The sequence below is a fragment of the Rufibacter radiotolerans genome (genome assembly GCF_001078055.1).
Taxonomy (GTDB): domain Bacteria; phylum Bacteroidota; class Bacteroidia; order Cytophagales; family Hymenobacteraceae; genus Nibribacter; species Nibribacter radiotolerans.
Genome location: NZ_CP010777.1, coordinates 2667835 through 2692500 on the forward strand (window position 1 = coordinate 2667835; position 24666 = coordinate 2692500).

The window sequence follows — 24666 nt, forward strand, 5'->3', positions numbered from 1 at the left end:
AAAGTTTACCGCTGGACCAGTACCAGGCAAAGTATCCTGTATTGTACCCTGCGCAGCGGTTTTAGGTTGCCTTAAATCGCCTGTCTCCCTTTTACCGTCCCTTTCCTTTCCAGCACTTCCAACTGCTGCTCAGAGACCTTGCCCAGTTCCTGCAGCACCTGCCAGGAGTGCGCGCCCAGCACCGGCGGCGGTGTCAAAGACGCCTCTCCTTCTCCTTCCAGGACGAAGGCAATTTGCCGAATTCCGGCCGCCTGTCCGTTTTTTCCCTGGAGTAGCTGTGGGCCAGCGCCTTCCTGGGCCAAGGCTTCGGGCACCGTATGAATGGCCCCGGCGGGCACGTTCTGCCTGTTAAGATGATGAAGGAACGGGTCACGGTTCTGCTGCGCCACCAACTCCTTCAGCTTTTGGGTCAGCGCCTCCCTATTGGCTACCCGGGCACTATTCGTCTTAAAGGAATCCTGACTGGCCAGCTCCGGCTGCCCTAATATAGTACAAAGTGCGGAGAACTGGCGGTCATCGCCAATGGCCAGCACCAACTCCTTTCCATCTGCCGTCTGAAAGACGGTGCCGTAGGGTACAATATTGGGGTGCTCAGAACCCATTCGCTCTGGCGCCACCCCGGCCACAAGGTAATTGGTGCCCTGGTTGGCCAAGGACGCAATGGCCGCCCGCAGCAAGGACACCTCTACCAGTTGCCCCTTTCCGGTCTTCTCCTTAAGATACAGGGCCGCCAGCAACCCTTCCTTTAACTGGTGGGCCGCCAGGAGATCTATCAAGGCCACCGGCATTTTGAGGGGAGCGCCTCCCTTTTCCCCGTTTAGGTACATAAAACCGGCTTCGGCCTGCAGCACGGCATCATATCCGGCCCGGGCCACCTCTTTGCCGTAGCCCGTGATACTGCCGTACACCAAAGATGGATTTACTTTGACCAAGGATGCAAAGTCAAGCCCCAGCTTTTCGGCGTCGCCGGGCTTGAAACTGGCCAGCACCACATCTGCCTGCCGGATGATCTGGTACACCGCCTTTTTCATGGAACTGTCAGACAGGTCCAGGCACACAGATTCTTTACCCCAATTGGCAGCCGAAAAATAAGCTGACACCATGGTTTCCTTTGCTTCAGAAGGCAGTTTCCAGCGCCTGGTCACATCTCCGTTGGTTTTGGCATTCTCTATCTTGATTACCCTGGCCCCCAACTCCGCAAAAAACTGGCCCACGCTGGGCCCCGCCAATACGCTGGCCAATTCCACCACTACCAAATCATGAAAGAGCCCTTTGCCAGATGCCATACGTTTTAAAGCTGTTTTCCCAAAAGTGGGCAAAAAACGTAGAAATGAAAATTCAGGGCCCACATCTCCACGTATTTACTGTCCTATTTAACAAAAAAGGGGCAGCGACTCTCAGCCACTGCCCCTTTTCAAGTTACGCTAGTCCATCAATCCCGCTTATTGGATCACAATCCGGTGGGTGGTGTTTTGCCCGTTGGCGGTCACGGATATCAGGTAGATGCCAGCTCTGAGGTTCAAACTGCCAATGTTCAGGTTCGCCTCTGACCGCCCCGCGCCTACTTCCTGGCTAAACATCTGGCGTCCGGTCATATCCCGTAACCTGATGAGAGCCGCTCCTTTATTGGCTTGCCCGAAGAAGACGGTAAATTCACCGTTGGTAACCGGGTTAGGCGCTATGCTCATTTTGCCAGTTCCGGTAGCGCTGTGGTTCACAGCTATCACTTTTGAATATTCAAATGCGTTGTCAAGGTCAACTTGTTTCAGGCGGTAGTACACGGTGCCTGAGGTCTTGAAGCGGTCTGTGTAGGTATAGTTTTTCACAACTGTTGAGTTTCCGGAGCCTTTCACCTCGCCTATTTTCTGGAAGTTCTTGCCGTCCAAGCTGCGCTCTACCTCAAACTTGTCGTTGTTGATCTCGCTGGCGGTGCTCCAGGTCAGTTCCACGGCCCCATTGCGGGATACTCCATCAAAGCTGGTTATGGTTACTGGGAATGGCGTACCATCACCGCAGTCAGCTACTATCACTGTTGCTTCTGCTATGTCAGTACCGCAGGAGTTAGTGGCAGTCACGCTGATGGTCTGGGGCTGACCTAACTGTGCTTCTTCAAATATAGCTACTACGGTGACATATCCCGGGCCTTCATCCAGCACAACAAATCCTTCTGGCACGTCAAAGACATAGGTTGTTCCCTCTACAAAACTTTCTACGCTAATGGTGGTGGGTTCATCTGATAAGTTACAGATGGTGTCTGGGGCGGCAAGGGTCACATAAGGCAAGGGGCATGGGCCGCAGTTCGCATTTGTTTCCACAAAAAGAGAGGCGGAAGCCGTGCCGCAGAATCCTGCTTTGTAACCCCCTACACCCGTTCCGCTATTACCGTTTCCAGATACCTCTGTGTTATCCGTCACATATAGCGTCACCTCTCCGTCCATTAGGCCGGCCTCTACTACCAGCGTTTCAGTGCCTTGTCCGCTTATGATTTGCCAGTCTGCAGGCACTACCCAATTGTACACGAATTCACCAGAGGCGTTGGCCTGGCCGTTGCCTTTATTAACGGTAGCGGTATAGGTTTGGGGCTCGCCAACACAAACAGAGTCTGGGCCGGTAATAAAGGCTTCAAAGTTTTGCCCTGGTTTTACCGGTATGGTGGCCACCTTGGTTCCGCATTCGCCATCCTGTACTTTCACTACCACAGTACCGGACTTCTTCCCTACCTTAACCCGAATCTGGCTGGTTCCTTGGCCTTCCAATATAACCCAACCCGCACCCTCTGGATCACCGGCGGCTGCTCTTGGCGGGGTCCATTCATAAGAATTATAAATGTTGGCAATTTGATAAATGATAGTGGTGTCACCGGCGCAAGGGTGTTGTTGCGCAGATCCGTTGGCACCGTTTCCGGTTATGGGGCGAACGGGATTATTGCAAGGCCCTTGGGCATAGGTGAAATTGGGAAAACCCGAAATTATGAGCAACAGAGTGCTGACCCATAAGAGTATAGGTGTTTTCATGATTCGAAAATTTTGAAGGTTTATGCTGATAACAAGAAGCAGTTGATCAAAACACCCTGTGGGAAGGGACAAAAGGGGCGGGAAAAGCTTGAATTATACCAACGTTGCCAAAAATAGGGCAATAGGGTTTTGACCCTGCTTTCAAAGGGCTTTTCCTTACTATCTATATCTGTGAATTATGTAATTACCAGGGGTAAAAATAGCACCTTTGGGAAAGGCACCAGGGGGAGGTTATTTATAGAGTCTAATTAGAAGTAAAATAAGACTTACTTTCTTTTTTTTACACTTAAACTTCTGCGAGTGAGAATGTATCTTTATTTCCATACGCATTAGATTTAAAGTTCAATTAGTTAACTACTTACTATTCAACTAACCTACTATCTATAACGAGACCAATACTCATCTGTTTCGGTGGAATTGCATTATCTCGTTATAGTAATACCATATTCTTCTCATAGTACAAATTAATTTACTTTACTTATGCCCCATTGAATACTCCAATACAATAGCTTATTCAAATGAAGGAAAGCATCAATTATTCTAATTCTATAGACCTAAAAGCAGTTGAGAATCGGCTTAAAAATAAGAAGAGATGCGACACATAGAGCCACATCCGTTCTATCTATTGAATATCTATATTTATTAAATTACTACGAGTAGAGTGGTTGTTTCCATCTGCACCTACTGCCACCAGGTAGGCGCCCGTCCTCAAGTTTAGCTCACCTATGACCTAATGAATCTAAGATTCACTGTCTTCCACTTCCTGAGAAAGCACCTGTCACTCGGTCCTAGCCCTATTCCTCTACCTGGTTTGGGTCCCATTGATAAACTATAGACATTGAAATGAAACCTCCCAAATAAATATTCAGGATTACCGTAGCCAAGGCACCTCAAGCATCTCTATTAAGTCACTTGAGAACTAGCCTTACTTAATAAATAAAAAAAAAGAGGCAGCGACTTAGTAGCCGCTGCCTCTCTCCTCTTTTCAATCAATCTTAATCTTACTGCACTACTATCCGTTGGGTAGTGTTTTGCCCGTTGGCTGTGACAGTGATCAGGTAGATACCTGGTTTTAAGTTAAGCGAACCAAGGTTCAGGCTAATCTCAGCGCTTTCGCTGCTTACTTGCTGGGTGTTAAGAGTGCGTCCTGCAAGGTCAATCAATCTGATGGTGGCAGTTCCTTTTACTTTATTCTGAAAGCGAACAGTCACGTTTCCGTCAGTTACCGGGTTAGGATATACACTCATACCGGCGGCAGAAGAAGTACTTGCACTGTGGCTCACTGCTATCACTTTGGTGTACTCAGACTTCTTGTCAAGGTCAACTTGTTTCAGGCGGTAGTACACGGTGCCTGAGGTTTTGAAGCGGTCTGTGTAGGTGTAGTTTTTCACCACGGTGGAGTTACCGGATCCTTTCACCTCGCCTATTTTCTGGAAGTTCTTGCCGTCCATGCTGCGCTCTACTTCAAACTTGTCGTTGTTGATCTCGCTGGCAGTACTCCAGGTCAGTTCCACGGCCCCGCTGCGGGACACTCCGTCAAAGCTGGTCATGGTTACCGGGAATGGTGAGCCAAGTCCGCAATCTGCTACAATTACAGTAGCTTCAGCAGTGTCGGTTCCGCAATCGTTAGAAGCAGTTACCGTGATGGTTTGGGGCTGGCCTAACTGTGCTTCTTCAAACACGGCTACCACGGTTACATATCCTGGGCCTTCTTCCAAAATGATGAATCCTTCTGGTACGTTAAAGGTGTAGGTTACGCCTTCTTCTACTTGACCAACGCTAATGGTGGTAGGCTCGTCAGCTAAGTTACAGATGGTGTCTGGGGCTACTAAAGTTACTTCAGGTGCTTCGCATACGCCGCCACCGCAATTCTCATTTGTTTCAACCAGCAATTGGTCTGATGCTAATCCGCAATATCCTGCTTTATAACCACCTACACCGTTTCCATTGTTTCCGTTGCCGCTTACGGCAGTGTTATCGCTTACATACACGTTCACTTCGCCGTCAGTAGCACCAGGGATCACTACAATTTTTTCAGTGCCTTGTCCGCTTTGGATGGTCCAATCTGCAGGAACAGTCCAGTTAAAGATAAACTCACCTTTTAAGTTTGCCTTGCCAGTGTCTTTCTTAACGGTTGCAAAGTATGTCTGGGGCTCTTTAACACAGATGGAATCTGGACCGGTGATAACAACTTCAAAGTTCTTACCTGGCTTAACGGGCAGGGTGGCTACTTTAGTACCACAAATCGGGTCGGTTACTTTCACCTTCATGGTGCCGCTTTTCTGACCTACTCTAACCGTTACACAGTTAGTACCTTGTCCTGAGATAATCTCCCAACCTACAGGTGGCTCGCCGGCGTGGGCTCTTGGAACATCCCATTCAAAGGAAGTGTAGTTCCGGTCATTTTCAATGCAGTAGGTTTCAATGTCGCCGGGGCAGGGATGCTGGTTGCCGGTAATTGGTCTTGGCTGAGACTCGTTACAAGGGGCCTGGGCCTGGGCCAGATTTACAAAAGCGAAAAGTACAAGCATAAGGGTGCTAGCCCATGAAAGTATAAGTTTTTTCATGATTGAAAAGATTTGATTAAAAAAAGAAGACTTTAGTTTAACTGATTGTTTATCAGCGTTAACCTTTATACAGTAATTGCACCATGGTTAACTCTGACAGGCATTATGAAGGAAAACATCGAAAGGAAGTATAACTGCTATCATATGCGATTCGTAGTTTGTTTTAAAAGATACTTACTTTATAATTTCCTATTTTTGAATATATAAGCTTTAACGACCAACCTAATTTGCGGTTACATCAAATTGCACTTTCAATTAATGTTACAAATATCTTCTTTGCATAACACAATTTAATAGTTCATTTCTAATCATTTTAACCTGTTTTAACATATATAGCTACATTTTTATATTAAAAGTTGTTGTATTTATTCAATAAAGTGCTTTTATTTTTTTACGGTTTCATTTCACCCAAAATACAATTTCAGTATACTGTAACCTATATATAGGAATTTTACAACAAGCTTGTGATCTGTAGAATAATTCCCTCCCTCTGAATTAGGGTAAAAGATTATCTTTACCGACCTTTACCTAGTTACCGGCATTGTTTCCTGGTGGCATTGAAGAAGATACAAATACAATGAGTGTTACATTTGATGATTTCAACCTACAGCCTGACCTGCTAGATGGCATCAGGTCTATGGGTTACAAACAAGCTACCCCTATCCAGGCCCAGGCAATTCCCTTTATTTTAGAAGACAAAGACTTAATTGCCTGCGCCCAAACCGGAACCGGTAAAACGGCCGCGTTTCTGGTGCCTATATTAAGTAAGATCTCAGTGGCGAAGTTTGATTTCACCAGCACCCTGGTGTTGGTGCCTACCCGCGAGCTTGCCAAGCAGATTGACGACCAGGTAGAAGGCCTAAGCTATTTCACCGGCGCCACTTCTATCGCTATTTATGGCGGTAATAATGCCCAGAACTGGGACCAGCAGAAAAAGGCCCTTACCAGCGGCGCTGATATTATTGTAGCTACCCCGGGCCGGTTGATCGCGCACATGCAGATGGGTTATGTAAGGCTGGACCAGCTTAAATACCTTATCCTAGATGAGGCCGACAAAATGCTGGACATGGGCTTTATGGATGACCTGATGAAGATCATCTCCCAATTGCCCAAAGAGCGTCAGACGCTGCTTTTCTCGGCTACCATGCCGCCTAAGATCAGAACCTTCGCCAAGCAGATTCTGCATGAAGCCGAGGAAATAAGCCTTTCCATCTCTAAACCAGCCGCCAACATAGACCAGCAGATCTACCTGGTGTATGACAACCAGAAACTGCGGGTGCTGCAGCACATCTTGAAAGATGCCAAGGTGCAGACCATGATTCTATTCACCTCGCGCAAGAATGCGGTGAATGACATTGTGCGCTCCCTGCAGAAGATGGGCTTTGAGGCCGAAGGCATAAGCTCTGACCGTACCCAGGATGAGCGCGAAGCCACCCTGCAACGCTTCAGAAACAAGCAACTACAGGTCTTGGTGGCGACAGACGTCATGTCCAGAGGTATTGACGTAGATAATATCAGTCACGTGGTGAACTTTGACGTTCCGCAGGACGCCGAGGACTATGTACACCGCATTGGCCGTACGGCCCGCGCCGGCACCAACGGCATGGCCATCACGTTTGTGAATGAGCAGGATCAGGAACGCTTGGTTAAGATTGAGAAACTGATTGAGCGCGAACTGCCTAAGCAACCCTTACCAGAGGGTATGGGCGAAGGCCCGGCCTTTAACCCAGAAGCCAACCGCCGGAAAGGCGGTCGCGGAGGTTCTTCCTCTGGTGGCAGAGGCGGCGCACCCGCTGGCCGAAGCGGCGGAAGCCGTAGTGGTTCAGACAGCAGCCGTACCGGTGACAGAAAGCGCGAAGGCAGCGGCAGCGGCGGAGACCGTAACCGCAGAAGGGATGACAGACCCAGAACCGAAAGACCAGCCGGCGCCCCCACTACAGCCACGGCAGAAGGAGCCCAGCCCCGCGCCCCAAGATTAGAAGGACAACCCCAGGCTCCCCGGGCCGAAGGCGAAGAAATAAAGAGAAAGAAAAAGCGCCGGAAAAAACCAGCCGACAGAAAACCGGCAGAAGGCGGAAGCCAACCTACTTCGGGTGCACCGGCAGCCTCTGCTTCTTCTCCAGAATAAAAAGCTGTAAAATCAAAAAGCGTTTTGGGCCTGTTTTCTGAAAAACAGGCCCAAAACGCTTTTATAAGGGTTGGTAAAAGTTTTTATCTGTCAAGCATCAGCCCAATACCCAGCAACACTACAAACAAAAGCGTTGATAAGGCCATCTGCTTCAGGAGCGGGTCAAGTTCAGCCGGGGTCTGCCGGCGCTTCACTTCGCGGCCATTATAATAGAACATAGGCAGCGCGCCCACAAAGAGCCAGGGCCATAGGGTGGCATTCTCCCTCACCCCCACAAAGATAATGGTACAGGCTATCCCTGAAAGCAGCAGAACCCAATGGTAGGCCCGTGCCCGCAGCGCGCCCAGCCGCACCGGCACCGAACGCTTTCCTGCCAACTCATCAGATTTCAGGTCTCGGATGTTGTTTACGTTAAGCACCGCCGCCGAAAAGAAGCCCAGGCTGGAGGCCGGCAGCAGCAGTTCCAAGAACAGGCGCTCGGTCTGCAGGAAATACGTACCCAAGACCCCTACCCAGCCAAAGAAAAAGAAAACCGAAATATCTCCCAGGCCCGCGTAGCCATAGGGTTTGCCCCCGTTGGTATAACCAATAGCCGCCCAGATAGCCCCTAAGCCCAAGGCCAGGAAAAACATAAAAAGGTAAATACCTGAGGTACCTAAGGCTACCCACAATAGGGCTACGCCAGAGAGAAGGGATAACAAACTAAAGACCACAATAGCGGTTTTCATTTGCCCCGGCGTGATCTGCCCGGCCTGCACAGCCCGCTTAGGTCCCTCCCGGTGCTGACTGTCGGCGCCGTGCTTGCTGTCACCGTAGTCATTGGCCAGGTTAGACAGAATCTGGAGGAACAGCGTGGTCACCACGCACACCACCAGCACCGGCCACCTGGAAAGGTGATCGGCGGCAGCCAGGAACCCCCCCATGCCAATACAGGACAAGGCCAGCGGCAAGGTCCGTAGCCGGAAAGCTGAGATCCAGGTGCCAGCCGCTGGCCGTTTCGGGGTCGTTTTTTCTAAAACCACTTAAAAACGCTTAGCTATTGATGTCCCGGAGCAGTTCCTCGCTGAGAGGAGAAACTTTGGAAGGATAAAATTTTAACACCCTGCCATCTTCGCCAATGAGGTATTTGCAGAAGTTCCAGGTTGGGGCCTCTGCGTTGCTGCCGTTCGCCTCTTTAGACGTGAGCCACTTGTAGAGGGACTGCTGTTCTTTGCCCGTAACGGCTGCCTTCTCAAACAGCGGGAAAGTCACCCCGAAGTTCTTCTGGCAGAACTGCGCAATCTCCTGGTTACTGCCTGGCTCCTGCCCGCCAAAGTCATTGGCCGGAAAGCCCAGCACCACCACTTTGTCGCCGTGCAGTTTATGGAGTTTCTCCAGGTCCTCGTACTGCGGCGTGTACCCGCATTCAGAGGCTACGTTCACCAGCAATAGTTTCTTGCCTTTGTAGGCCTTCAGGCTGGTGTCTTTCCCGTCAATGGTTTTCAAAGGGATGTCATAGATAGAAGAAGCGGCTGTTGTTTCCATAGTAGTTGCGTTTTTTGAATCCTGAGTGGGACCAGACTGCGCAGAGCAGGCCGCCAAAAAGGAAAGTGATAGACTAAGCAGAAGCGTATTCATCTTGTTTTGGTTTATAGGCATAACCACAGGCCAGGTATTTTGTTCGGGCACTACCCCGTCATTTAGATAAGAAGGCAAGAACCTTTCGGCTCTTGCCTTCCTTGATCTCTTTCTTACATCCTTTCCGGCACGGTGATGCCTAGCAGGCCCATCATGCGCTTAATAGTCTTGGCCACCTGGGCCGAAAGCGCAATCCTGAAGCTGAGCACCTGCGGGTTGGTCTCCTGGAAGATAGGCACCTCGGTATAGAAGCGGTTGTAGGTCTTGGCCACATCAAAGGCGTACTGCGCAATGGTGGACGGAGCGAAGTTACGGGCCGCCTCCGCAATGATAGAGTCTGCGTAATTCAGCAGGATAAGCGCCTCGCGCTCGGTCTCGTGCAGCACTTCCACCCCGGTGAACGTCTCGGGTCCCCAGGATATGCCCAGTTCTTTGGCTTTACGCTGAATGGCGGCAATACGTGCATGGGTGTACTGGATAAACGGACCGGTGTTGCCTTTAAAGTCAATGGACTCCTCCGGGTTAAACAACATGCGCTTTTTGGGGTCTACCTTCAGCAGGAAGTACTTAAGGGCACCCATGGCCAGCGTGTGGTAGAGTTGCTGCGCCTCTTCTGTAGAGAAGCCGTCAATCTTGCCCAGTTCATCTGTTTTCTGGCGGGCGGTGTCAATCATCTCCTGCACCAGCTCGTCGGCGTCCACCACGGTTCCCTCCCGGGACTTCATCTTTCCGCTGGGTAGGTCCACCATGCCGTAAGACAGGTGGAAAATACCATCAGCATAGGGTTTCTGCAGTTTCTTTAAAATAGCCTTGAGTACCTGGAAATGGTAGTTCTGCTCATCGGCCACCACGTACAGAGACTGGTCATAATGGAAATCCTGGTACTTGAGTTCGGCGGTGCCGAGGTCCTGCGTGATGTACACCGAGGTGCCATCGGCGCGGAGCACCAGTTTCTCGTCCAGGCCTTCGGCAGTGAGGTCAATCCAAACGGAGCCATCGGCTTTTTTATAGAATACACCATTGGCCAGGCCTTCCTCTACGCGGTCTTTGCCTAATAAATAGGTCCCGGACTCATAGTAGAACTTGTCAAAGTCCACCCCAATATTCTGGTAGGTAGAAGTAAAGCCCTCATACACCCAACCATTCATTTTCTCCCAGAGGGCGATGGTCTCCGGGTCATGCTGTTCCCATTTCTGGAGCATTTCCTGGGCTTCCAGCATAAGCGGGACCTGCTTTTTGGCCAGTTCCTTTTCTACGCCCTGGGCTACCAGCGCGTCAATCTCCTGCTTGTAGGCTTTGTCAAACTCCACGTAGTACTTGCCTACCAGGTGGTCGCCTTTCATGCCTGCGCTCTGCGGGGTCTCGTCCTGCCCGTATTTCACATACGCGATCATGGACTTGCAGATATGGATGCCCCGGTCGTTCACCAGGTTCACTTTCACCACATCGGCCCCGGCCGCTTTCAGGATCTCAGCCACCGAGTAGCCCAAGAAGTTGTTGCGCAGGTGACCCAGGTGCAAAGGCTTGTTGGTGTTGGGCGAGGAATACTCTACCACCACTTTCTGTTTCGGGCCTGTTTTGGACAAATCGGCCCCGAAACCCGACACCTGATGGGCGAACTCCTGCAGCCACACACTGTCTTTGATCTCAATGTTCAGGAAACCCTTTACCACGTTAAAGCCGGCTACCTGGGGTGCCTGCTGGGTTAAGGCCTCGCCTAGCCCCTGCCCTATCTGCTCAGGACCCTTGCCCAGGGCCTTGGTAAGCGGGAAGGTGACAAAGGTAAAGGTACCGGCAAACTCCTTACGGGTAGGCTGTAGGTTGATCTGCTCTGCGGGAAGTGTGTATTGATACGTCTCTAGCAATACCTGGCTCAGGGCCTGGGCAATCTGTGATTCAAGTTGTTTCATCTGTGTTTAGGCAATGGGAGCCGCGTTGGCTTCTTGCGCCAGGCGGGACTGAATAGCTTCAGTGGTGTATTCTAAAATGTCAAAGGCGTTTTGCGCCATTATGTTCTCCGCGTCAAGGGTAGGGTTGATCTCTACCATCTCAAAGCAGATCACCTTGGGGCTGCTGACCAATTGGTGGCACAGCTCTTTGGCCTGCGCCACGTTCAAGCCTACCTCTACCGGCGTGCCCGTTCCCTTGGAGAACTTAGAGTCCAGGCTATCCACGTCAAAGGAGATGTAGATAATATCACAATCGCGCAGGCGGTGAAGGGCTTCCTGAGCCACTTGCTCCACACCCTTGGCAATGACCTCTGGGTAGGTGAAATTCTTGATGTTGTATTTGTCAAACAAGTAGACCTCTGGCTTCTCATAGCTGCGGGTCACTATATAGACAATGTGTTCGTGTTTTAGCTTAGGCGTCTCAGTGCCCACGCGCTTGAGAGATTCCCAGAAGAAGATGGTCTCAGGGCTTGGGTCGTTCACTTTGCAGTCTAGGTTATCTTCACCTAAGGAAACCGCCAGCGGCATGCCGTGCATGTTGCCAGACGGGGTGGTGTAGGGCGAATGGATGTCGGCGTGGGCGTCTACCCAGATCACGCCCAGCGTTTTGTCTGGGTAGGTGGCCTTGATACCTGCCAGGGTGCCGCCGGCATTGGAGTGGTCCCCGGCCAGCACCAGCGGGAACATGCCCAGTTCCAGGGTCTGCTCTACCGTGTTACTGATGCGCTTGTAGGTCTGCAGGATGCTGTCAATGTATTTGGCATGCGGAAATAGGTTTTTCTCAAACATGACATCATTGAGGTTGGGAACCTCTACGGCCGTAAATTTCTTGAAATAGTCTGAGCCCTTGTTCAGGCAGGCTATCTTGAGGGCATCTACCCCTAAACTAGCACCGCGAGTTCCTGCGCCAAGCTCAGATTTCACCTCTATCAGTCTGATTTTTTTCATGCAAAACAGAAACTAGTTTTTGCAAAGATGGTAAAAGACTAGCAATATTGCACGTTATTGCTTTCCGTAAGCACAACCTTATAATGGATAAATACACAGACCTCATTCACCAAACCTTTGACTTCCCAACCGAGGAATTCTCTGTCACCAATAACGAACTTTCTTTCAACGGAATACCCATGATGGAGCTGGTGAAGCAGTACGGCACGCCGCTGCGTCTCACCTACCTGCCTAAGATCAGTTCCCAGATTCAGAAGGCTAAGATCCTATTCAAGGAGTCCATGGCCAAGCTGAATTACCAGGGCTCTTACACCTATTGCTACTGCACCAAGTCCTCGCACTTCTCTTTTGTGCTGGAAGAGGCGCTCAAGAATGACATCCATATTGAAACCTCTTCCTCTTTTGACATGCCTATCATCAAGGCACTGTATGAGAAAGGCAAGGTGACCAAAGATATCTTTGTGGTCTGCAACGGGTACAAGCGGGACCTGTACCGCGACTACATCACGGGCATGATCAATGAGGGCTTTAAGAACGTGACGCCCGTGCTGGATGATTTGAATGAGATTGACCATTACCAAGGCTACGTAGAAGGCACGTGTCAGGTGGGCATCCGTTTGGCCTCAGACGAGGAGCCTAAGTTCCAGTTCTATACCTCTCGTTTGGGCATCAACTACAATGATGTGGTGGGCCTGTATGAGAACAAGATCAAGGACAACCCCAAGTTCAAGCTTAAGATGCTCCATTACTTCATCAACACGGGCATCAAGGACACGTCTTACTACTGGTCTGAGCTGAGCCGTTTTGTGCACAAGTACTGCGAGATGAAACGGATCTGCCCTGATCTGGACACCATTGACATTGGCGGCGGGTTCCCTATCAAGACCTCCATCCAGTTTGACTACAACTACCGGTACATGATTGAGGAGATTCTGCGCACCATCCAGAATATCTGCAAGGCCGAAGGCGTGCCGGAGCCCAATATCTTCACCGAGTTCGGAATCTATACCGTGGGTGAAAGCGGCGCGCACGTGTATTCCATCCTGGATACCAAGCTGCAGAACGACAAGGAGCTCTGGTACATGATTGACGGCTCTTTCATTACCAACCTGCCAGACACCTGGGCCCTGAACCAGCGCTACATCCTAATGGCCATCAACAACTGGGACAAAGACTACCAGCGCCTGAACATTGGCGGCCTCACCTGTGACAGCCAGGATTACTATAACTCTGAGATGCACTCGTTCCAGGTATTCCTGCCCAAGGTGCAGAAAGAGCAGCCAGAGCCGCAGTACATTGGCTTCTTCCACACGGGCGCCTACCAGGAAAGCCTGAGCGGGTACGGCGGCATCAAACACTGCCTTATCCCTTCGCCCAAGCACGTGATCATTGACCGCGAGGCCGACGGCACGCTCAAATCATGGGTTTTTGCCGAGGAGCAGAACGTTGATTCTATGCTGAAGATACTGGGCTACAAGGCGTAAAAAAATAATTTACGGCTTTTGTCTTTCATTGCTAAACAAAAGCTGTAGATTTGAAGTAGAATACCCAAATGTTGTACTATAATAATATGAAGAACCTTTTTCTTTTCGCTGCCATCTGCTCTTTAGGCTTTGCTTCTTGCAAATCATCTACCTGCCCGGCTTATGCTCAAAAATCTGATCAATCAGGTGAGCACAAAGTTTTGGTGAAAGCCGTTGCCAAAGCCCCTGCTGCCCGCAGCGTGAACGGCTAACGTTCTTCTACCACATACCATCAACTGGAGAACCGGGAGCTGCTTCCGGTTCTTTCTTTGTTTACGCTAACCTGGTTTAACTCACCAGTTTGCATTTTTTACCTGATAAGCGTTTCGGGCCTGTTTTTAAGAAAACAGGCCCGAAACGCTTATTTTGTGTGGCTCACTATCCACTGGGCGGCCTCCAGTAAATCTGCCTTCTGCGGCACATCTGTAACCGGGGCATGCGGCCCTACCAGAATAGCAGGCACCCCACTCTTGCGGGCGGCTTTTATGTCCCGTAACTGGTCACCTACCATCCAGCAGGCACTTGGGTCTAAATTGAATTTTGCGATGGCCCGCTCCAGCATCAGGCTGTCTGGCTTACGGGAAAGGGATTCCGAGCTGGACGGGTGCCCCGGAGCCATATAAATTGCATCTATTACCTCGCCGGCGGCCGTCTGCAGTTTCTGGTGGCAGGCCAGCGCATCTTCTTTGGTGTAGAGGCCTTTAGCAATGCCCCCCTGGTTGGTGATGACAATAAGCAGATAGCCGGCCTGTTTGAGCAGGGCCAGGGCCTCGGGCACGCCCGGTGCCACCTCAAACTCATGCGTGCGCCAGGTGTAGTCTCCCCGTTCCACATTCAATACCCCGTCCCGGTCCAGGAAAACCGCCTTTCTTTTAACCGTATGCTGTTGCTCCATGGGTTCAAAAATAAGCAGAACCAACGACGCTTTCTCTCTATAAAACCCGTTTAGAGCTATTTTCTCTAAAATGGATGTAAAACGTGTTTTCCTGGGCTGCGTACGTTAGTGCAGTATCAATGGAGTTTACATGCGGGTAGCCATTATAGGAGCGGGAATATCTGGATTGGCATTGGCTTACTACTTACAGAAGCTAGGGGTTCGCTATGACCTCTTTGAAGGCGAAACCGACGTGGGCGGCCTGATCAGGACTGAGACCAAAGGACCTTACCTGCTGGAACTGGGTCCACCCTCTCTTCAAATGGGCCCCGAGGTGCAGGAACTTTTGCAGGAACTGAAACTGGAAGAAAAAGTCATCCCAGCCGCCAGTAATAACCAGGACGTCTTTATCAGGAAGGAAGGGCATTACCACGGGGTGCCCTCTACGCTCCGGAAACTATTGCTGAACCCTTTTTTCCACTGGCGCACCAAACTCCAGATCACCCAGGAATCCAAACTGCCACCCCAGGAAGTGCCCGACGAGACCGTCACCCAATTCTTTAAACGGCGCTTTGGGCAGGACGTGGTAGACTACGTGGTGCAACCCATGGTTACCACCCTGTACGGCGGAGACCCCGAGAAACTCCTGCTGGAGAAAACCTTCCCCCATCTAAAGGAACTGGAACGCCAGCACGGCTCCGTGCTGCGGGGTCTGGACCTGGAAGAAGGGTTGTATACCGAACCGGTCTTTTCCCTGTCTGACGGCCTACAAACGCTACCCCAGGCCATTGCCTCCAAGCTGGTGTCCTTGCACGTGGCGCACAAGGTAGAGATGATCCATAGAGCCAAGGGGAAGTTCCTGCTCAGCATCCAGCATGACGTAGAGAGCCTGGCCGATGAGGAGTTTGATGCCGTGGTCATTGCCTTGCCCGCCCACGCGGCCGCTGAGTTGCTGGATTTCACCTCGCCCGGGTTAGCCGCCGCCTTGCATAACATCACTTACCTTCCTTCTACGGTGGTGCATACCGCCTATAGAAAGCATGCCGTGGGGTTTCCCCTGGAAGGATTTGGCGCCTTTCACCCCGAGAAAGAAAAGCCCTTCGCCAATGCTGCCATCTGGCGCAGCGTCTTGTTCCCAGGCGTGTGCCCTGAGGACGAGGTACTTTTCTCCTCGGTCATCAGCGCTGGCCTTACGCCTGAGAAGGCCCTCTTGCCACAAAATGAGATTCTGCTGCGGGTACATGAAGAACTTAAGCAGAACTACAGTATCTCTTCCAACCTTCCTGTTTTCCAGCACGTGCACCATTGGCCCCAGGCCTACCCGCAGCCAGATATCTTCATCACCGATGCCCACCTGCTGGCCAAGGCCCTGGAGGAAGAACAACTGTATGCCTGCGCCAACTGGATTGCGGGCCCCACCGTGCGGGACAGCATTACCTACGCCAAAGTCCTGGCCCAGAAAATATATTCCCAGCGGGCTTCCCTCCTATAATACCTTATAAGCTATATTTGGGGGATGAAAGAGTCTGTGGTGGTCATCCCGACCTACAATGAAATAGAGAATATTGAAGCCATTATCCAGAAAGTCTTTTCGCTGCCACACCCTTTCCATGTTTTAATTGTAGATGACAATTCCCCGGACGGCACCGCCCAAGCCGTCATGCGCCTGCAGACCGAATACCCGGACCGTCTTTTCCTGGAACAGCGCAAAGGCAAGCTGGGCCTGGGTACCGCCTATATACATGGGTTCAAATACGCGCTGCGCGAAGGCTACCAGTACATCTTTGAGATGGACGCCGATTTCTCCCACAACCCCAATGACCTCATCTCGCTGCACCAGGCGTGCGCCGTGGAGGGCTATGACCTGGCCATTGGCAGCAGGTACAGTAGCGGCGTAAACGTGGTGAACTGGCCCATGAGCCGGGTGCTGCTCTCCTACTTTGCCAGCCGCTATGTACGGCTGGTGACAGGCATGCCTATCCATGACGCCACCGCCGGTTTCAAATGCTACTCGCGGCAGGTGCTGGAGACCATTAAGCTGGACAAGATCCGGTTCATTGGCTATGCATTCCAAATAGAGATGAAGTTCCTGACTTACAAGTTTGGGTTTAAGATCAAAGAGGTGCCTATCATCTTCACAGACCGTACCAAGGGCCAGTCTAAAATGAGCAAAGGCATTATCAGGGAAGCGTTTCTGGGCGTTATTCAGATGAAACTGGACAGTTATTTCAGGTACTTCACCCGCTAGTTTCCTAGTCTGTTTTGGGGCTGTTTTCCCAGAAACAGCCCCAAAACAGAAATATGTCTGTACCACCCGCCATGGTTTTGCAGTAGTTTCGCCGTATCTTTCCCCTTTATCATGTAGCTTATGCTTCATGGGTGACGCTGGGCAGAGGGGTATGAAGAGGCTTACGCCGAAATCTTTAACTTTTACAGACATTGAAAACTGACATCATTTTCTGGGTAGCCTTCAACGCCTTTGTTCTGGTATTGCTGGTGCTTGACCTTTTTGTGTTTCACCGCAAAACGCACGTGGTCAAAATACGGGAGGCTCTTTTCTGGAGCGGGTTCTGGATTCTGCTTTCCCTGGCCTTCAATGTCTTTATCTATTTCTGGAAAGGCAGCGGCCCCGCGCTTGAATTCCTGACCGCCTACCTCATTGAAAAGTCCCTGAGCGTAGACAACCTCTTTGTCTTCATCTTAATTTTCAACTACTTCCAGGTGCCGGCTAAATACCAGCATAAGATCCTATTCTGGGGCGTGCTGGGAGCATTGTTCTTCCGGGCCATCTTTATCCTGGTAGGCGTGGCGCTGTTGGCCAAGTTCCATTTTATTGTCTATATCTTAGGCGGCTTTCTGGTGTTTACGGGTATTAAAATGGCTACCTCCGCCGGCGGCGATGACATTGACCCCGACGCAAACCCCGTAGTGAAGTTCATTAGCCGCTATATGCCGGTAACCAACCGCCATTATGAAGACAAGTTCTTTGTAAAGATTGATAAGACGCTATTCGCCACGCCGCTGTTTTTGGTGCTTATCATGGTGGAGACCACAGACATTGTCTTCGCCGCAGATTCTATCCCGGCTATTCTGGCTATCTCCAAAGACCCTTTTATTGTCTACACCTCTAACGTGTTTGCCTTGTTAGGTCTAAGGGCGCTTTACTTCGCTCTGGCGGGTATCATGCAGCTGTTCCATTACCTGCACTACGGCCTGTCACTTATCCTAATCTTTATTGGTGCCAAGCTTATGCTCTCAGACTTCATCCATATCAATATGCTGATCGCGCTGGGGGTAGTGGCCTTTATTCTGGTTGCCTCGGTGGTGCTCTCCCTTATGTTCCCTAAAAAAGATGCCCCGCCGGTGCCGCTGTCCAGCCCGGAAGATGAATCTGAGGACTAGCCAGCGAAAGGCGTTTTGAGGCCGTTTTCAGAAAAACAGCATCAAAACAGAATAAATTTCTGGCCCCCCGGTTTATTAGTTGAACCAGCAACCTAGGTAGGCTATCCAGTTGTAGGGCAGAACAGAATAATAGAAAATGGAAGAGGGCCGCGTTTTGCAACGCGGCCCTCTTCCATTTTCTATATAGGCTAATTAAAAGTCCAGCAAATCTATTGGCGCCAGCTCCAGCGTATCCATTATTTGGGTGGTATCTGGTTTGGCTATGATAAAGTTGCCGGCCCGGCCGTTCAGGTTCACATAAGGCGCCACGTTGTTATGGTCATTTGAGCTGATTAGACCCCGTTTGTACATGAGCCCCGAAATTAACTTGAAGAAGTACCTTGGGTAGGCCCTGAGGTCGCCATACTGGTCAAAATAGGTCCTATACTGCTTAGGCTTGGGCACTATGCTGGCCAGGAACAGACTCTCGTTAATATTTAACTGGTTAGGGGCTTTAGAGAAATAGAACCTGGCAGCCTCTTTCACGCCATAGACATTGGGACCCCATTCAATAATGTTCAGATACACCTCAAACATGCGCTGTTTGCTGGTGAGCCTAAGGTTTTCAATAATCCAGACAATCAACGCCTCTTCCACCTTTCTGGTGATGGTTTTCTTTCTTGTAAGGAAGGCGTTTTTCACCAGCTGCATGGACACGGTACTTCCGCCGCGCACAAAGGACTTCTCTTTGATGTTGGTGATCAAGGAATGCCGGAAGGCGCCTTCATGGAACCCTTTGTGCGTCATGAACCTTGGGTCCTCCGCAGTCAGGATCGCATACTTTAAATAGTTAGGGATCTGGTTGTAGGGCGTAAAGTCAGGGTTAGCCGGTCCCACTACAAAGGTTCTGGACACCTTCCCTTTTTCATACACGGTGTGCGTGAAATCAGTATTAAGCTTTCTAAGGTCAACGGGGCCGTACTGCGTGATATTAAAGTCCGGTGAGGCATCTAAGTCAGAATCGAACTTAAGGCTGTCTACGCGAGCCATGTCCACATAAAAATTCATGCGGTACTTAAAGGTACCGGTGGCTTTCATGCCCTGGAACGTATCAAACAAACCCGGAGGCATAGACTCAAACAGATCATTGGCCGGTATCTCCGGCGAATCAATATTGATCCCTATTTTACGGTTAGGCCTGGTTTCATAGGTGACCTGCGGGTGGAAGATGGCTTTGTTGATACGCACCTCAGACCCTTTTCCCAGCGAGTAATAATGGTCGCCTAAGGTGATGACGTATTTTAACGCACCATCTTTTACCGTTACATTCTCATCTGCAATCTTGGGGTGGTTCAGCACCAGGCCATGGGCACTGGATTCGCCTTTGATGGTAAGCTGGTTATTTTTGAAAACCTTATCTGTGATACTGAGGGTGAGGGTATCAAAGCGAACGGTTGCCCCAAACTTCTGCTTTATATAAGGCACTTCAATGCTGCCAGATTTTTCGTCACCGTACATCTTGGCAGACAGCAGGTATTTGTTGGGGTTGATGACGCCGCGTACAAACATGGTATTGGTGACAGAATCTGTGGTAATGGTCATACGGCCATCAATTTCCCCATCTTCCATAACTAAATCAGGCACCAGCATGTTAATGGTTCGGCCGTCGTTTTTAAACAATACCCCCAAATTGCGGAAGTTGACGCCATCAGGTACGTTCTCAAAGGCGGTCTCTATTAATTGGTTCAGAAGCGTACCATAGTTAGACTTTTTGGCTGTAGAGTCCGCTGCAGCTCCTTTTGCTTTCTTTCTATACAGAAAGGAAAAGTTATCAACGCTGTCTTGCTTGAAGGCTGTAATGTTACCGTTTGCCAAATTAAACTGTTTAAAAACCAGCCTGCCAAGGAAAAGAGATCTAAAACTAACAGTGGCCTGCACAGTGTCTACCTGCATGAGCTTAGGCTGATTGTTTGGTAAGAGAGCGATATCCGTTACCAACACGGTATTCAGGTCCAGGAATCTGGCACGGCCAATATGCAGTTTGGCCGGATATTTAGCTTCCACCTTTTGAATGACCTTCGTGACAGCGTACTGCAAGAGCCTTTCCCGGTTCAGGAGGAAGACGGTAAAAGAAATAGCGAGCAAACCAATAAACACTCCGGCTCCTATAATGAGCTTCTTCCTATTTCTGGCAAAAAAATCTGTGAATTTAGACAAAGTAATAAGTTACCGTTAGTTGTATTGGGCAAACGAACATCAAGCATTGCGCCAATCTGCAAAACTAATGCAATACACGACACATAAAAACCCTATGGTAGTGCAACTGAATAAATACGGAAAGTATTGTATAAAGTTAGTTAGCCCTAAAAGGCCTGGCCATTTTACTGCACTTTTACCTTAGAGGTTCTCAGGCAACCTTTATATCTTTGGCCAAAATAAGAGCCCATGAATTTATCTGCCCTTACAGCCATATCACCCATTGATGGTCGTTACAGATCACAAGTAGAAGACTTAGCCCCGTATTTTTCTGAATTTGCTTTAATAAGATACCGCCTCTTGGTAGAAGTGGAATACTTTATTTCCCTTTGCGAACTTCCCTTACCTCAACTAAAGCACTTTGACCACAGCCTGTTCCCAGCCATGCGGAAAATCTATGAGAGCTTTTCTTTGGAGGATGCCCAGAAAATAAAGGATACAGAGAAAGTAACCAACCATGATGTAAAAGCGGTAGAGTACTTTCTGAAAGACAAGTTAGAGGAATTAGGGGTAGGCGAAACAAAAGAGTTTATCCATTTTGGGCTCACTTCTCAGGACATTAATAACACGGCTATCCCTCTGTCTCTGCAGCAGGCTATTAAAACCATCTACCTGCCTGCCGTAAGCATTTTGGTTGAGTCCTTAAAAGGCCTGGCAACTTCCTGGAAAGACATTCCTATGTTGGCGCACACCCATGGCCAACCTGCTTCTCCTACCCGCCTAGGAAAGGAAGTACAGGTATTTGTAGAGCGCTTAGAACAACAATTGGTGCTTTTCCACCAAATTCCTTTTGCTGGGAAGTTTGGAGGGGCCACCGGTAATTTTAACGCCCATTACGTAGCTTATCCTTCCATTGATTGGGTTTCTTTTGGGAATACCTTTCTCAAAGGGAAGCTCCAGTTACAAAGAAGCCAAGTCACTACCCAAATAGAGCATTATGATCATTTAGCTGCGCTCTTTGATAATGTAAAAAGGATTAATACCATCCTTATAGATTTCTCCAGAGACATATGGCAATACATCTCCATGGGCTACTTTAAACAGAAAATAAAGGCAGGCGAAATAGGGTCTTCTGCTATGCCCCATAAAGTAAATCCTATTGATTTTGAAAATGCAGAAGGCAATTTAAGTATGGCGAATGCTATTTTTGGTTTCCTTTCTGAGAAGCTCCCAATTTCCAGATTACAAAGGGATTTAACAGATTCTACGGTCTTGAGAAATATTGGGGTACCTATTTCCCATACTTTACTTGCTCTTAAATCTTTACAGAAAGGTATTAATAAACTCCAGTTGAATGAAGAAGCTATTAAACAGGACCTGGAGGAAAATTGGGCAGTGGTAGCAGAGGCAATTCAGACGGTACTAAGAAGAGAAGGCTACCCATCTCCTTATGAGGCTTTAAAGGGATTGACGAGAACCAATGAGAAAATCACAGAGCGGTCCATCCAAAACTTTATTGAAACATTACATATTACAGATGCTCTCAAAAAGGAATTGAAAGCAATCACTCCGTTTACTTTTACAGGAATTCAGTTATTCTAACTCAATATAGAAGCTACAGATTATTAAATAGGCCCAGCTATTTATTAGCCGGGCCTATTTAATTATACCCGTATTTTTTGACTTATAAATTATCAGGAGGGGTAATTAGAAGTAAAAGTGCTTATGCTTAATTAACGTTGTTTGTTATTTAAATAACTGGGATGGTATCATTACAAGGAGCACATTTCCCGGTCCTCCCCGCCATGCCTTTAAACGCCTCGAGGGCCCGTCCATCGCTGGGGGGCCCTCGGGGGTTGTTGGGGGTTGGCGGCTACCTACTCTCCCGCGTGTGACCGCAGTACCATCGGCTCGGCGGGGCTTAACTTCTCTGTTCGGAATGGGAAGAGGTGGACACCCGCGACATAGCCACCATTGCCTTGAGGCATCTCTGCCTACCGCACGGTATCGCTACGCGTGCTCAATGATGTCGGGGGGTGCTTTGATATACATGGGAAGAAAGAGAACAAGTAGGGTACGCGCCTTGGTTCGGCGGGAAAGCTCTCGGGCAATTAGTACGGCTCGGCTATGACGTTTCCGCCTTTACACCTGCCGCCTATCGACGTGGTCGTCTCCCACGGCCCTTAAAGGGATTTCTCATCTTGGGGTGAGTTTCGCACTTAGATGCTTTCAGCGCTTATCTCATCCGAGCGTAGCTACCCTGCGCTGCGGCTGGCGCCACAACAGGTCCACCAGAGGCTCGTCCATCCCGGTCCTCTCGTACTAAGGACAGGTCCCCTCAAAAATCCAACGCCCACTACAGATAGGGACCGAACTGTCTCACGACGTTCTGAACCCAGCTCGCGTGCCACTTTAATGAGCGAACAGCTCAACCCTTGGGACCTTCTCCAGCCCCAGGACGTGACGAGCCGACATCGAGGTGCCAAACCTCCCCGTCGATATGAGCTCTTGGGGGAGATCAGCCTGTTATCCCCGGCGTACCTTTTATCCTTTGAGCGATGGCCCTTCCATGCGGAACCACCGGATCACTATATCCGCCTTTCGGCCCTGCTCGGCTTGTGGGCCTCACAGTCAAGCACCCTTCTGCTATTGCGCTCTGCGCACGGTTACCAAGCGTGCTGAGGGTACCTTTGAAAGCCTCCGTTACTCTTTTGGAGGCGACCACCCCAGTCAAACTACCCACCAAACAATGTCTCCCGCTCAGGGATTAGGCTCCAAACAACTCAAGGGTGGTATTTCAACGTTGCCTAACCGACGCCTAGCGACGCCGGATCAGAGGCTCCCACCTATCCTACACATGAGTTGCCCAGAGTCAATGTTAAGCTATAGTAAAGGTGCACGGGGTCTTTCCGTCCCGTAGCGGGTACTCGGCATCTTCACCGAGACTACAATTTCACCGAGCTCACGGCTGAGACAGCGCCCAGATCGTTACACCATTCGTGCAGGTCGGAACTTACCCGACAAGGAATTTCGCTACCTTAGGACCGTTATAGTTACGGCCGCCGTTTACCGGGGCTTCGATTCAATGCCTCGCCTTGCGGCTAACATCCCCTCTTAACCTTCCGGCACCGGGCAGGTGTCAGGCCATATACCTCATCTTTCGATTTCGCATAGCCATGTGTTTTTGTTAAACAGTCGCCTGGGCCTCTTCACTGCGGCTTCTCCATCGCTGGAGGAAGCGCCCCTTCTCCCGAAGTTACAGGGCCATTTTGCCGAGTTCCTTGGCCGTGATTCACTCGAGCACCTTAGGATTCTCTCCTCGACTACCTGTGTCGGATTGCGGTACGGGTAGCGTAACCTTAAACGCTTAGCGGGTTTTCTTGGAAGTCTGATTAGGGCCGCTATCCCCTCGCCCGGGGGCTTGGGGTACTATCGCATTTCATCAAAGTCGGCGTACTTGACTACCGTCTCTATAACTACGTGCTTTAACCTGGTATTCCGTCACCAGGCGGGCCTTTCACTACTCCGTCACCGCATCACTGGGTTACGCTAGTACTGGAATATTAACCAGTTGTCCATCGACCTTAGCCTTCGCGTCAGCCTTAGGACCCGACTAACCCTGATCCGATTAGCGTTGATCAGGAAACCTTAGTCTTTCGGTGTGCGGGTTTCTCGCCCGCATTATCGTTACTTATGCCTACATTTGCTTTTCCCGACGCTCCAATACCCATTACCAGGTACCTTCTACGCAGACGGGAATGCTCCCCTACCACTGTATTATAAATACAATCCATAGCTTCGGTACTATGCTTGATGCCCGATTATTATCGATGCCCTGTCGCTCGACCAGTGAGCTGTTACGCACTCTTTAAATGAATGGCTGCTTCCAAGCCAACATCCTGGCTGTCTGGGCAACTGGACCTCCTTTGTTCAACTTAGCATAGATTTAGGGACCTTAGCTGATGGTCTGGGTTCTTTCCCTCTCGGCTTGGGACCTTAGCACCCCAAGCCTCACTGCCGAGTATGTCACGTGGCATTCGGAGTTCGTCAGGATTCGGTAGGATTTGACTCCCCCTAGTCCTATCGGTAGCTCTACCTCCACGAGACTCAACCTCGACGCTGCCCCTAAAGGCATTTCGGGGAGTACGAGCTATTTCTCAGTTTGATTGGCCTTTCACCCCTACCCTCAGGTCATCCAAATCCTTTTCAACGGAAACTGGTTCGGACCTCCATTGCGTGTTACCGCAACTTCATCCTGCCCAAGGGTAGATCACAAAGTTTCGCGTCTACCCCCCCTGACTGTGCGCCCTGTTCAGACTCGCTTTCGCTGCGGCTCCGCGTCTTGAGACGCTTAACCTTGCCAGGGAGGAGTAACTCGTAGGCTCATTATGCAAAAGGCACGCCGTCACCCCACGAAGGGGCTCCGACCGCTTGTAGGCGCATGGTTTCAGGTTCTATTTCACTCCCCT

17 protein-coding genes and 2 rRNA genes (1 of these 19 only partly in view) are annotated in these 24666 nt (G+C 50.0%); 8 read left to right on the forward strand and 11 right to left on the reverse strand.

Translation table 11 applies throughout. From position 1 onward, the window contains the following. Positions 1–71: 71 nt before the first annotated feature. From TH63_RS11105 to TH63_RS11115, 3 genes are all read right to left on the reverse strand, one after another. Positions 72–1286 carry a CaiB/BaiF CoA transferase family protein gene (locus TH63_RS11105; protein ID WP_048921002.1) on the reverse strand — a complete coding sequence of 405 codons (1215 nt, stop codon included), beginning with the start codon at positions 1284–1286 and terminating at the stop codon, positions 72–74. 156 nt (positions 1287–1442) lie between these two features. Beyond that, positions 1443–3014 carry a T9SS type A sorting domain-containing protein gene (locus TH63_RS11110; protein ID WP_082161644.1) on the reverse strand — a complete coding sequence of 524 codons (1572 nt, stop codon included), beginning with the start codon at positions 3012–3014 and terminating at the stop codon, positions 1443–1445. A gap of 1001 nt (positions 3015–4015) precedes the next feature. Next, the gene (locus TH63_RS11115) at positions 4016–5545 is read right to left on the reverse strand and encodes a T9SS type A sorting domain-containing protein (RefSeq protein ID WP_197088547.1); all 1530 of its coding nucleotides are present in this window, start codon (positions 5543–5545) and stop codon (positions 4016–4018) included. Positions 5546–6158: 613 nt separating this feature from the next. Here TH63_RS11115 and TH63_RS11120 point away from each other — a divergent pair. Continuing rightward, positions 6159–7709, forward strand: coding sequence for a DEAD/DEAH box helicase (locus TH63_RS11120; protein ID WP_231583465.1), 1551 nt, complete (start codon positions 6159–6161; stop codon positions 7707–7709). A gap of 83 nt (positions 7710–7792) precedes the next feature. Here TH63_RS11120 and TH63_RS11125 read toward each other — a convergent pair whose 3' ends face one another. The 4 genes from TH63_RS11125 to TH63_RS11140 form a co-directional block, all read right to left on the reverse strand. Then, positions 7793–8731 (reverse strand): 1,4-dihydroxy-2-naphthoate polyprenyltransferase, encoded by a 939-nt coding sequence (locus TH63_RS11125; RefSeq protein WP_048921005.1) that lies wholly within the window; start codon positions 8729–8731, stop codon positions 7793–7795. Positions 8732–8741: 10 nt separating this feature from the next. Next, positions 8742–9233, reverse strand: a complete 492-nt coding sequence (locus TH63_RS11130; RefSeq protein ID WP_231583466.1) for a glutathione peroxidase — start codon at positions 9231–9233, stop codon at positions 8742–8744. Between the two features lie 206 nt (positions 9234–9439). Further along, positions 9440–11236: an arginine--tRNA ligase gene (argS, locus tag TH63_RS11135; protein WP_048921006.1), complete on the reverse strand. Its 1797-nt coding sequence runs from the start codon at positions 11234–11236 to the stop codon at positions 9440–9442. A 6-nt stretch (positions 11237–11242) separates the two neighbouring features. Further along, positions 11243–12223 carry an arginase gene (locus TH63_RS11140; RefSeq protein WP_048921007.1) on the reverse strand — a complete coding sequence of 327 codons (981 nt, stop codon included), beginning with the start codon at positions 12221–12223 and terminating at the stop codon, positions 11243–11245. 83 nt (positions 12224–12306) lie between these two features. Here TH63_RS11140 and TH63_RS11145 point away from each other — a divergent pair, with 83 nt between their 5' ends. Beyond that, positions 12307–13707: a type III PLP-dependent enzyme domain-containing protein gene (locus TH63_RS11145; RefSeq protein WP_048921008.1), complete on the forward strand. Its 1401-nt coding sequence runs from the start codon at positions 12307–12309 to the stop codon at positions 13705–13707. Between the two features lie 86 nt (positions 13708–13793). Next, a complete protein-coding gene (locus tag TH63_RS11150) occupies positions 13794–13958 on the forward strand; it encodes a hypothetical protein (RefSeq protein ID WP_156180551.1) in 165 nt (54 codons plus the stop codon). Positions 13959–14107: 149 nt separating this feature from the next. Here TH63_RS11150 and TH63_RS11155 read toward each other — a convergent pair whose 3' ends face one another. Beyond that, a complete protein-coding gene (locus tag TH63_RS11155) occupies positions 14108–14641 on the reverse strand; it encodes a D-glycero-alpha-D-manno-heptose-1,7-bisphosphate 7-phosphatase (protein WP_048921010.1) in 534 nt (177 codons plus the stop codon). Positions 14642–14771: 130 nt separating this feature from the next. Here TH63_RS11155 and hemG point away from each other — a divergent pair, with 130 nt between their 5' ends. The 3 genes from hemG (at position 14772) to TH63_RS11170 (ending at position 18022) form a co-directional block, all read left to right on the forward strand. Further along, a complete protein-coding gene (gene hemG / locus TH63_RS11160) occupies positions 14772–16112 on the forward strand; it encodes a protoporphyrinogen oxidase (protein WP_076606468.1) in 1341 nt (446 codons plus the stop codon). Between the two features lie 24 nt (positions 16113–16136). Further along, the gene (locus TH63_RS11165; RefSeq protein ID WP_048921012.1) at positions 16137–16868 is read left to right on the forward strand and encodes a polyprenol monophosphomannose synthase; all 732 of its coding nucleotides are present in this window, start codon (positions 16137–16139) and stop codon (positions 16866–16868) included. A 191-nt stretch (positions 16869–17059) separates the two neighbouring features. After that, entirely contained in the window at positions 17060–18022 is a 963-nt protein-coding gene (locus TH63_RS11170; RefSeq protein ID WP_048921013.1) for a TerC family protein, read from the forward strand. Between the two features lie 192 nt (positions 18023–18214). On the opposite strand, the gene TH63_RS11175 is transcribed toward TH63_RS11170, so the two are convergent. After that, positions 18215–19876, reverse strand: coding sequence for a biosynthetic peptidoglycan transglycosylase (locus TH63_RS11175; protein ID WP_231583467.1), 1662 nt, complete (start codon positions 19874–19876; stop codon positions 18215–18217). A gap of 192 nt (positions 19877–20068) precedes the next feature. Here TH63_RS11175 and TH63_RS20550 point away from each other — a divergent pair, with 192 nt between their 5' ends. Both TH63_RS20550 and purB read left to right on the forward strand, forming a co-directional pair. Beyond that, a complete protein-coding gene (locus TH63_RS20550) occupies positions 20069–20305 on the forward strand; it encodes a hypothetical protein (protein ID WP_197088699.1) in 237 nt (78 codons plus the stop codon). A gap of 141 nt (positions 20306–20446) precedes the next feature. Then, complete coding sequence (gene purB / locus TH63_RS11180) at positions 20447–21799, forward strand: adenylosuccinate lyase (RefSeq protein WP_048921015.1); 1353 nt, start codon at positions 20447–20449, stop codon at positions 21797–21799. 262 nt (positions 21800–22061) lie between these two features. On the opposite strand, the gene rrf is transcribed toward purB, so the two are convergent. Together rrf and TH63_RS11190 are read right to left on the reverse strand one after the other, a co-directional pair. After that, positions 22062–22173, reverse strand: a 5S ribosomal RNA gene (rrf, locus tag TH63_RS11185). A 115-nt stretch (positions 22174–22288) separates the two neighbouring features. Continuing rightward, positions 22289–24666 (reverse strand): 23S ribosomal RNA (locus TH63_RS11190) (it continues 515 nt past the right edge of the window).

Coding starts and splice junctions, on each gene's coding strand:
- hemG (WP_076606468.1), top strand. CDS start 14,772: ATGCGGGTAGCCATTATAGGAGCGGGAATATCTGGATTGGCATTGGCT.
- TH63_RS11110 (WP_082161644.1), bottom strand. CDS start 3,014: ATGAAAACACCTATACTCTTATGGGTCAGCACTCTGTTGCTCATAATT.
- TH63_RS11150 (WP_156180551.1), top strand. CDS start 13,794: ATGAAGAACCTTTTTCTTTTCGCTGCCATCTGCTCTTTAGGCTTTGCT.
- TH63_RS11140 (WP_048921007.1), bottom strand. CDS start 12,223: ATGAAAAAAATCAGACTGATAGAGGTGAAATCTGAGCTTGGCGCAGGA.
- argS (WP_048921006.1), bottom strand. CDS start 11,236: ATGAAACAACTTGAATCACAGATTGCCCAGGCCCTGAGCCAGGTATTG.
- TH63_RS11165 (WP_048921012.1), top strand. CDS start 16,137: ATGAAAGAGTCTGTGGTGGTCATCCCGACCTACAATGAAATAGAGAAT.
- TH63_RS11115 (WP_197088547.1), bottom strand. CDS start 5,545: ATGCTTGTACTTTTCGCTTTTGTAAATCTGGCCCAGGCCCAGGCCCCT.
- TH63_RS11155 (WP_048921010.1), bottom strand. CDS start 14,641: ATGGAGCAACAGCATACGGTTAAAAGAAAGGCGGTTTTCCTGGACCGG.
- TH63_RS11130 (WP_231583466.1), bottom strand. CDS start 9,233: ATGGAAACAACAGCCGCTTCTTCTATCTATGACATCCCTTTGAAAACC.
- TH63_RS11145 (WP_048921008.1), top strand. CDS start 12,307: ATGGATAAATACACAGACCTCATTCACCAAACCTTTGACTTCCCAACC.
- purB (WP_048921015.1), top strand. CDS start 20,447: ATGAATTTATCTGCCCTTACAGCCATATCACCCATTGATGGTCGTTAC.
- TH63_RS11120 (WP_231583465.1), top strand. CDS start 6,159: ATGAGTGTTACATTTGATGATTTCAACCTACAGCCTGACCTGCTAGAT.
- TH63_RS11105 (WP_048921002.1), bottom strand. CDS start 1,286: ATGGCATCTGGCAAAGGGCTCTTTCATGATTTGGTAGTGGTGGAATTG.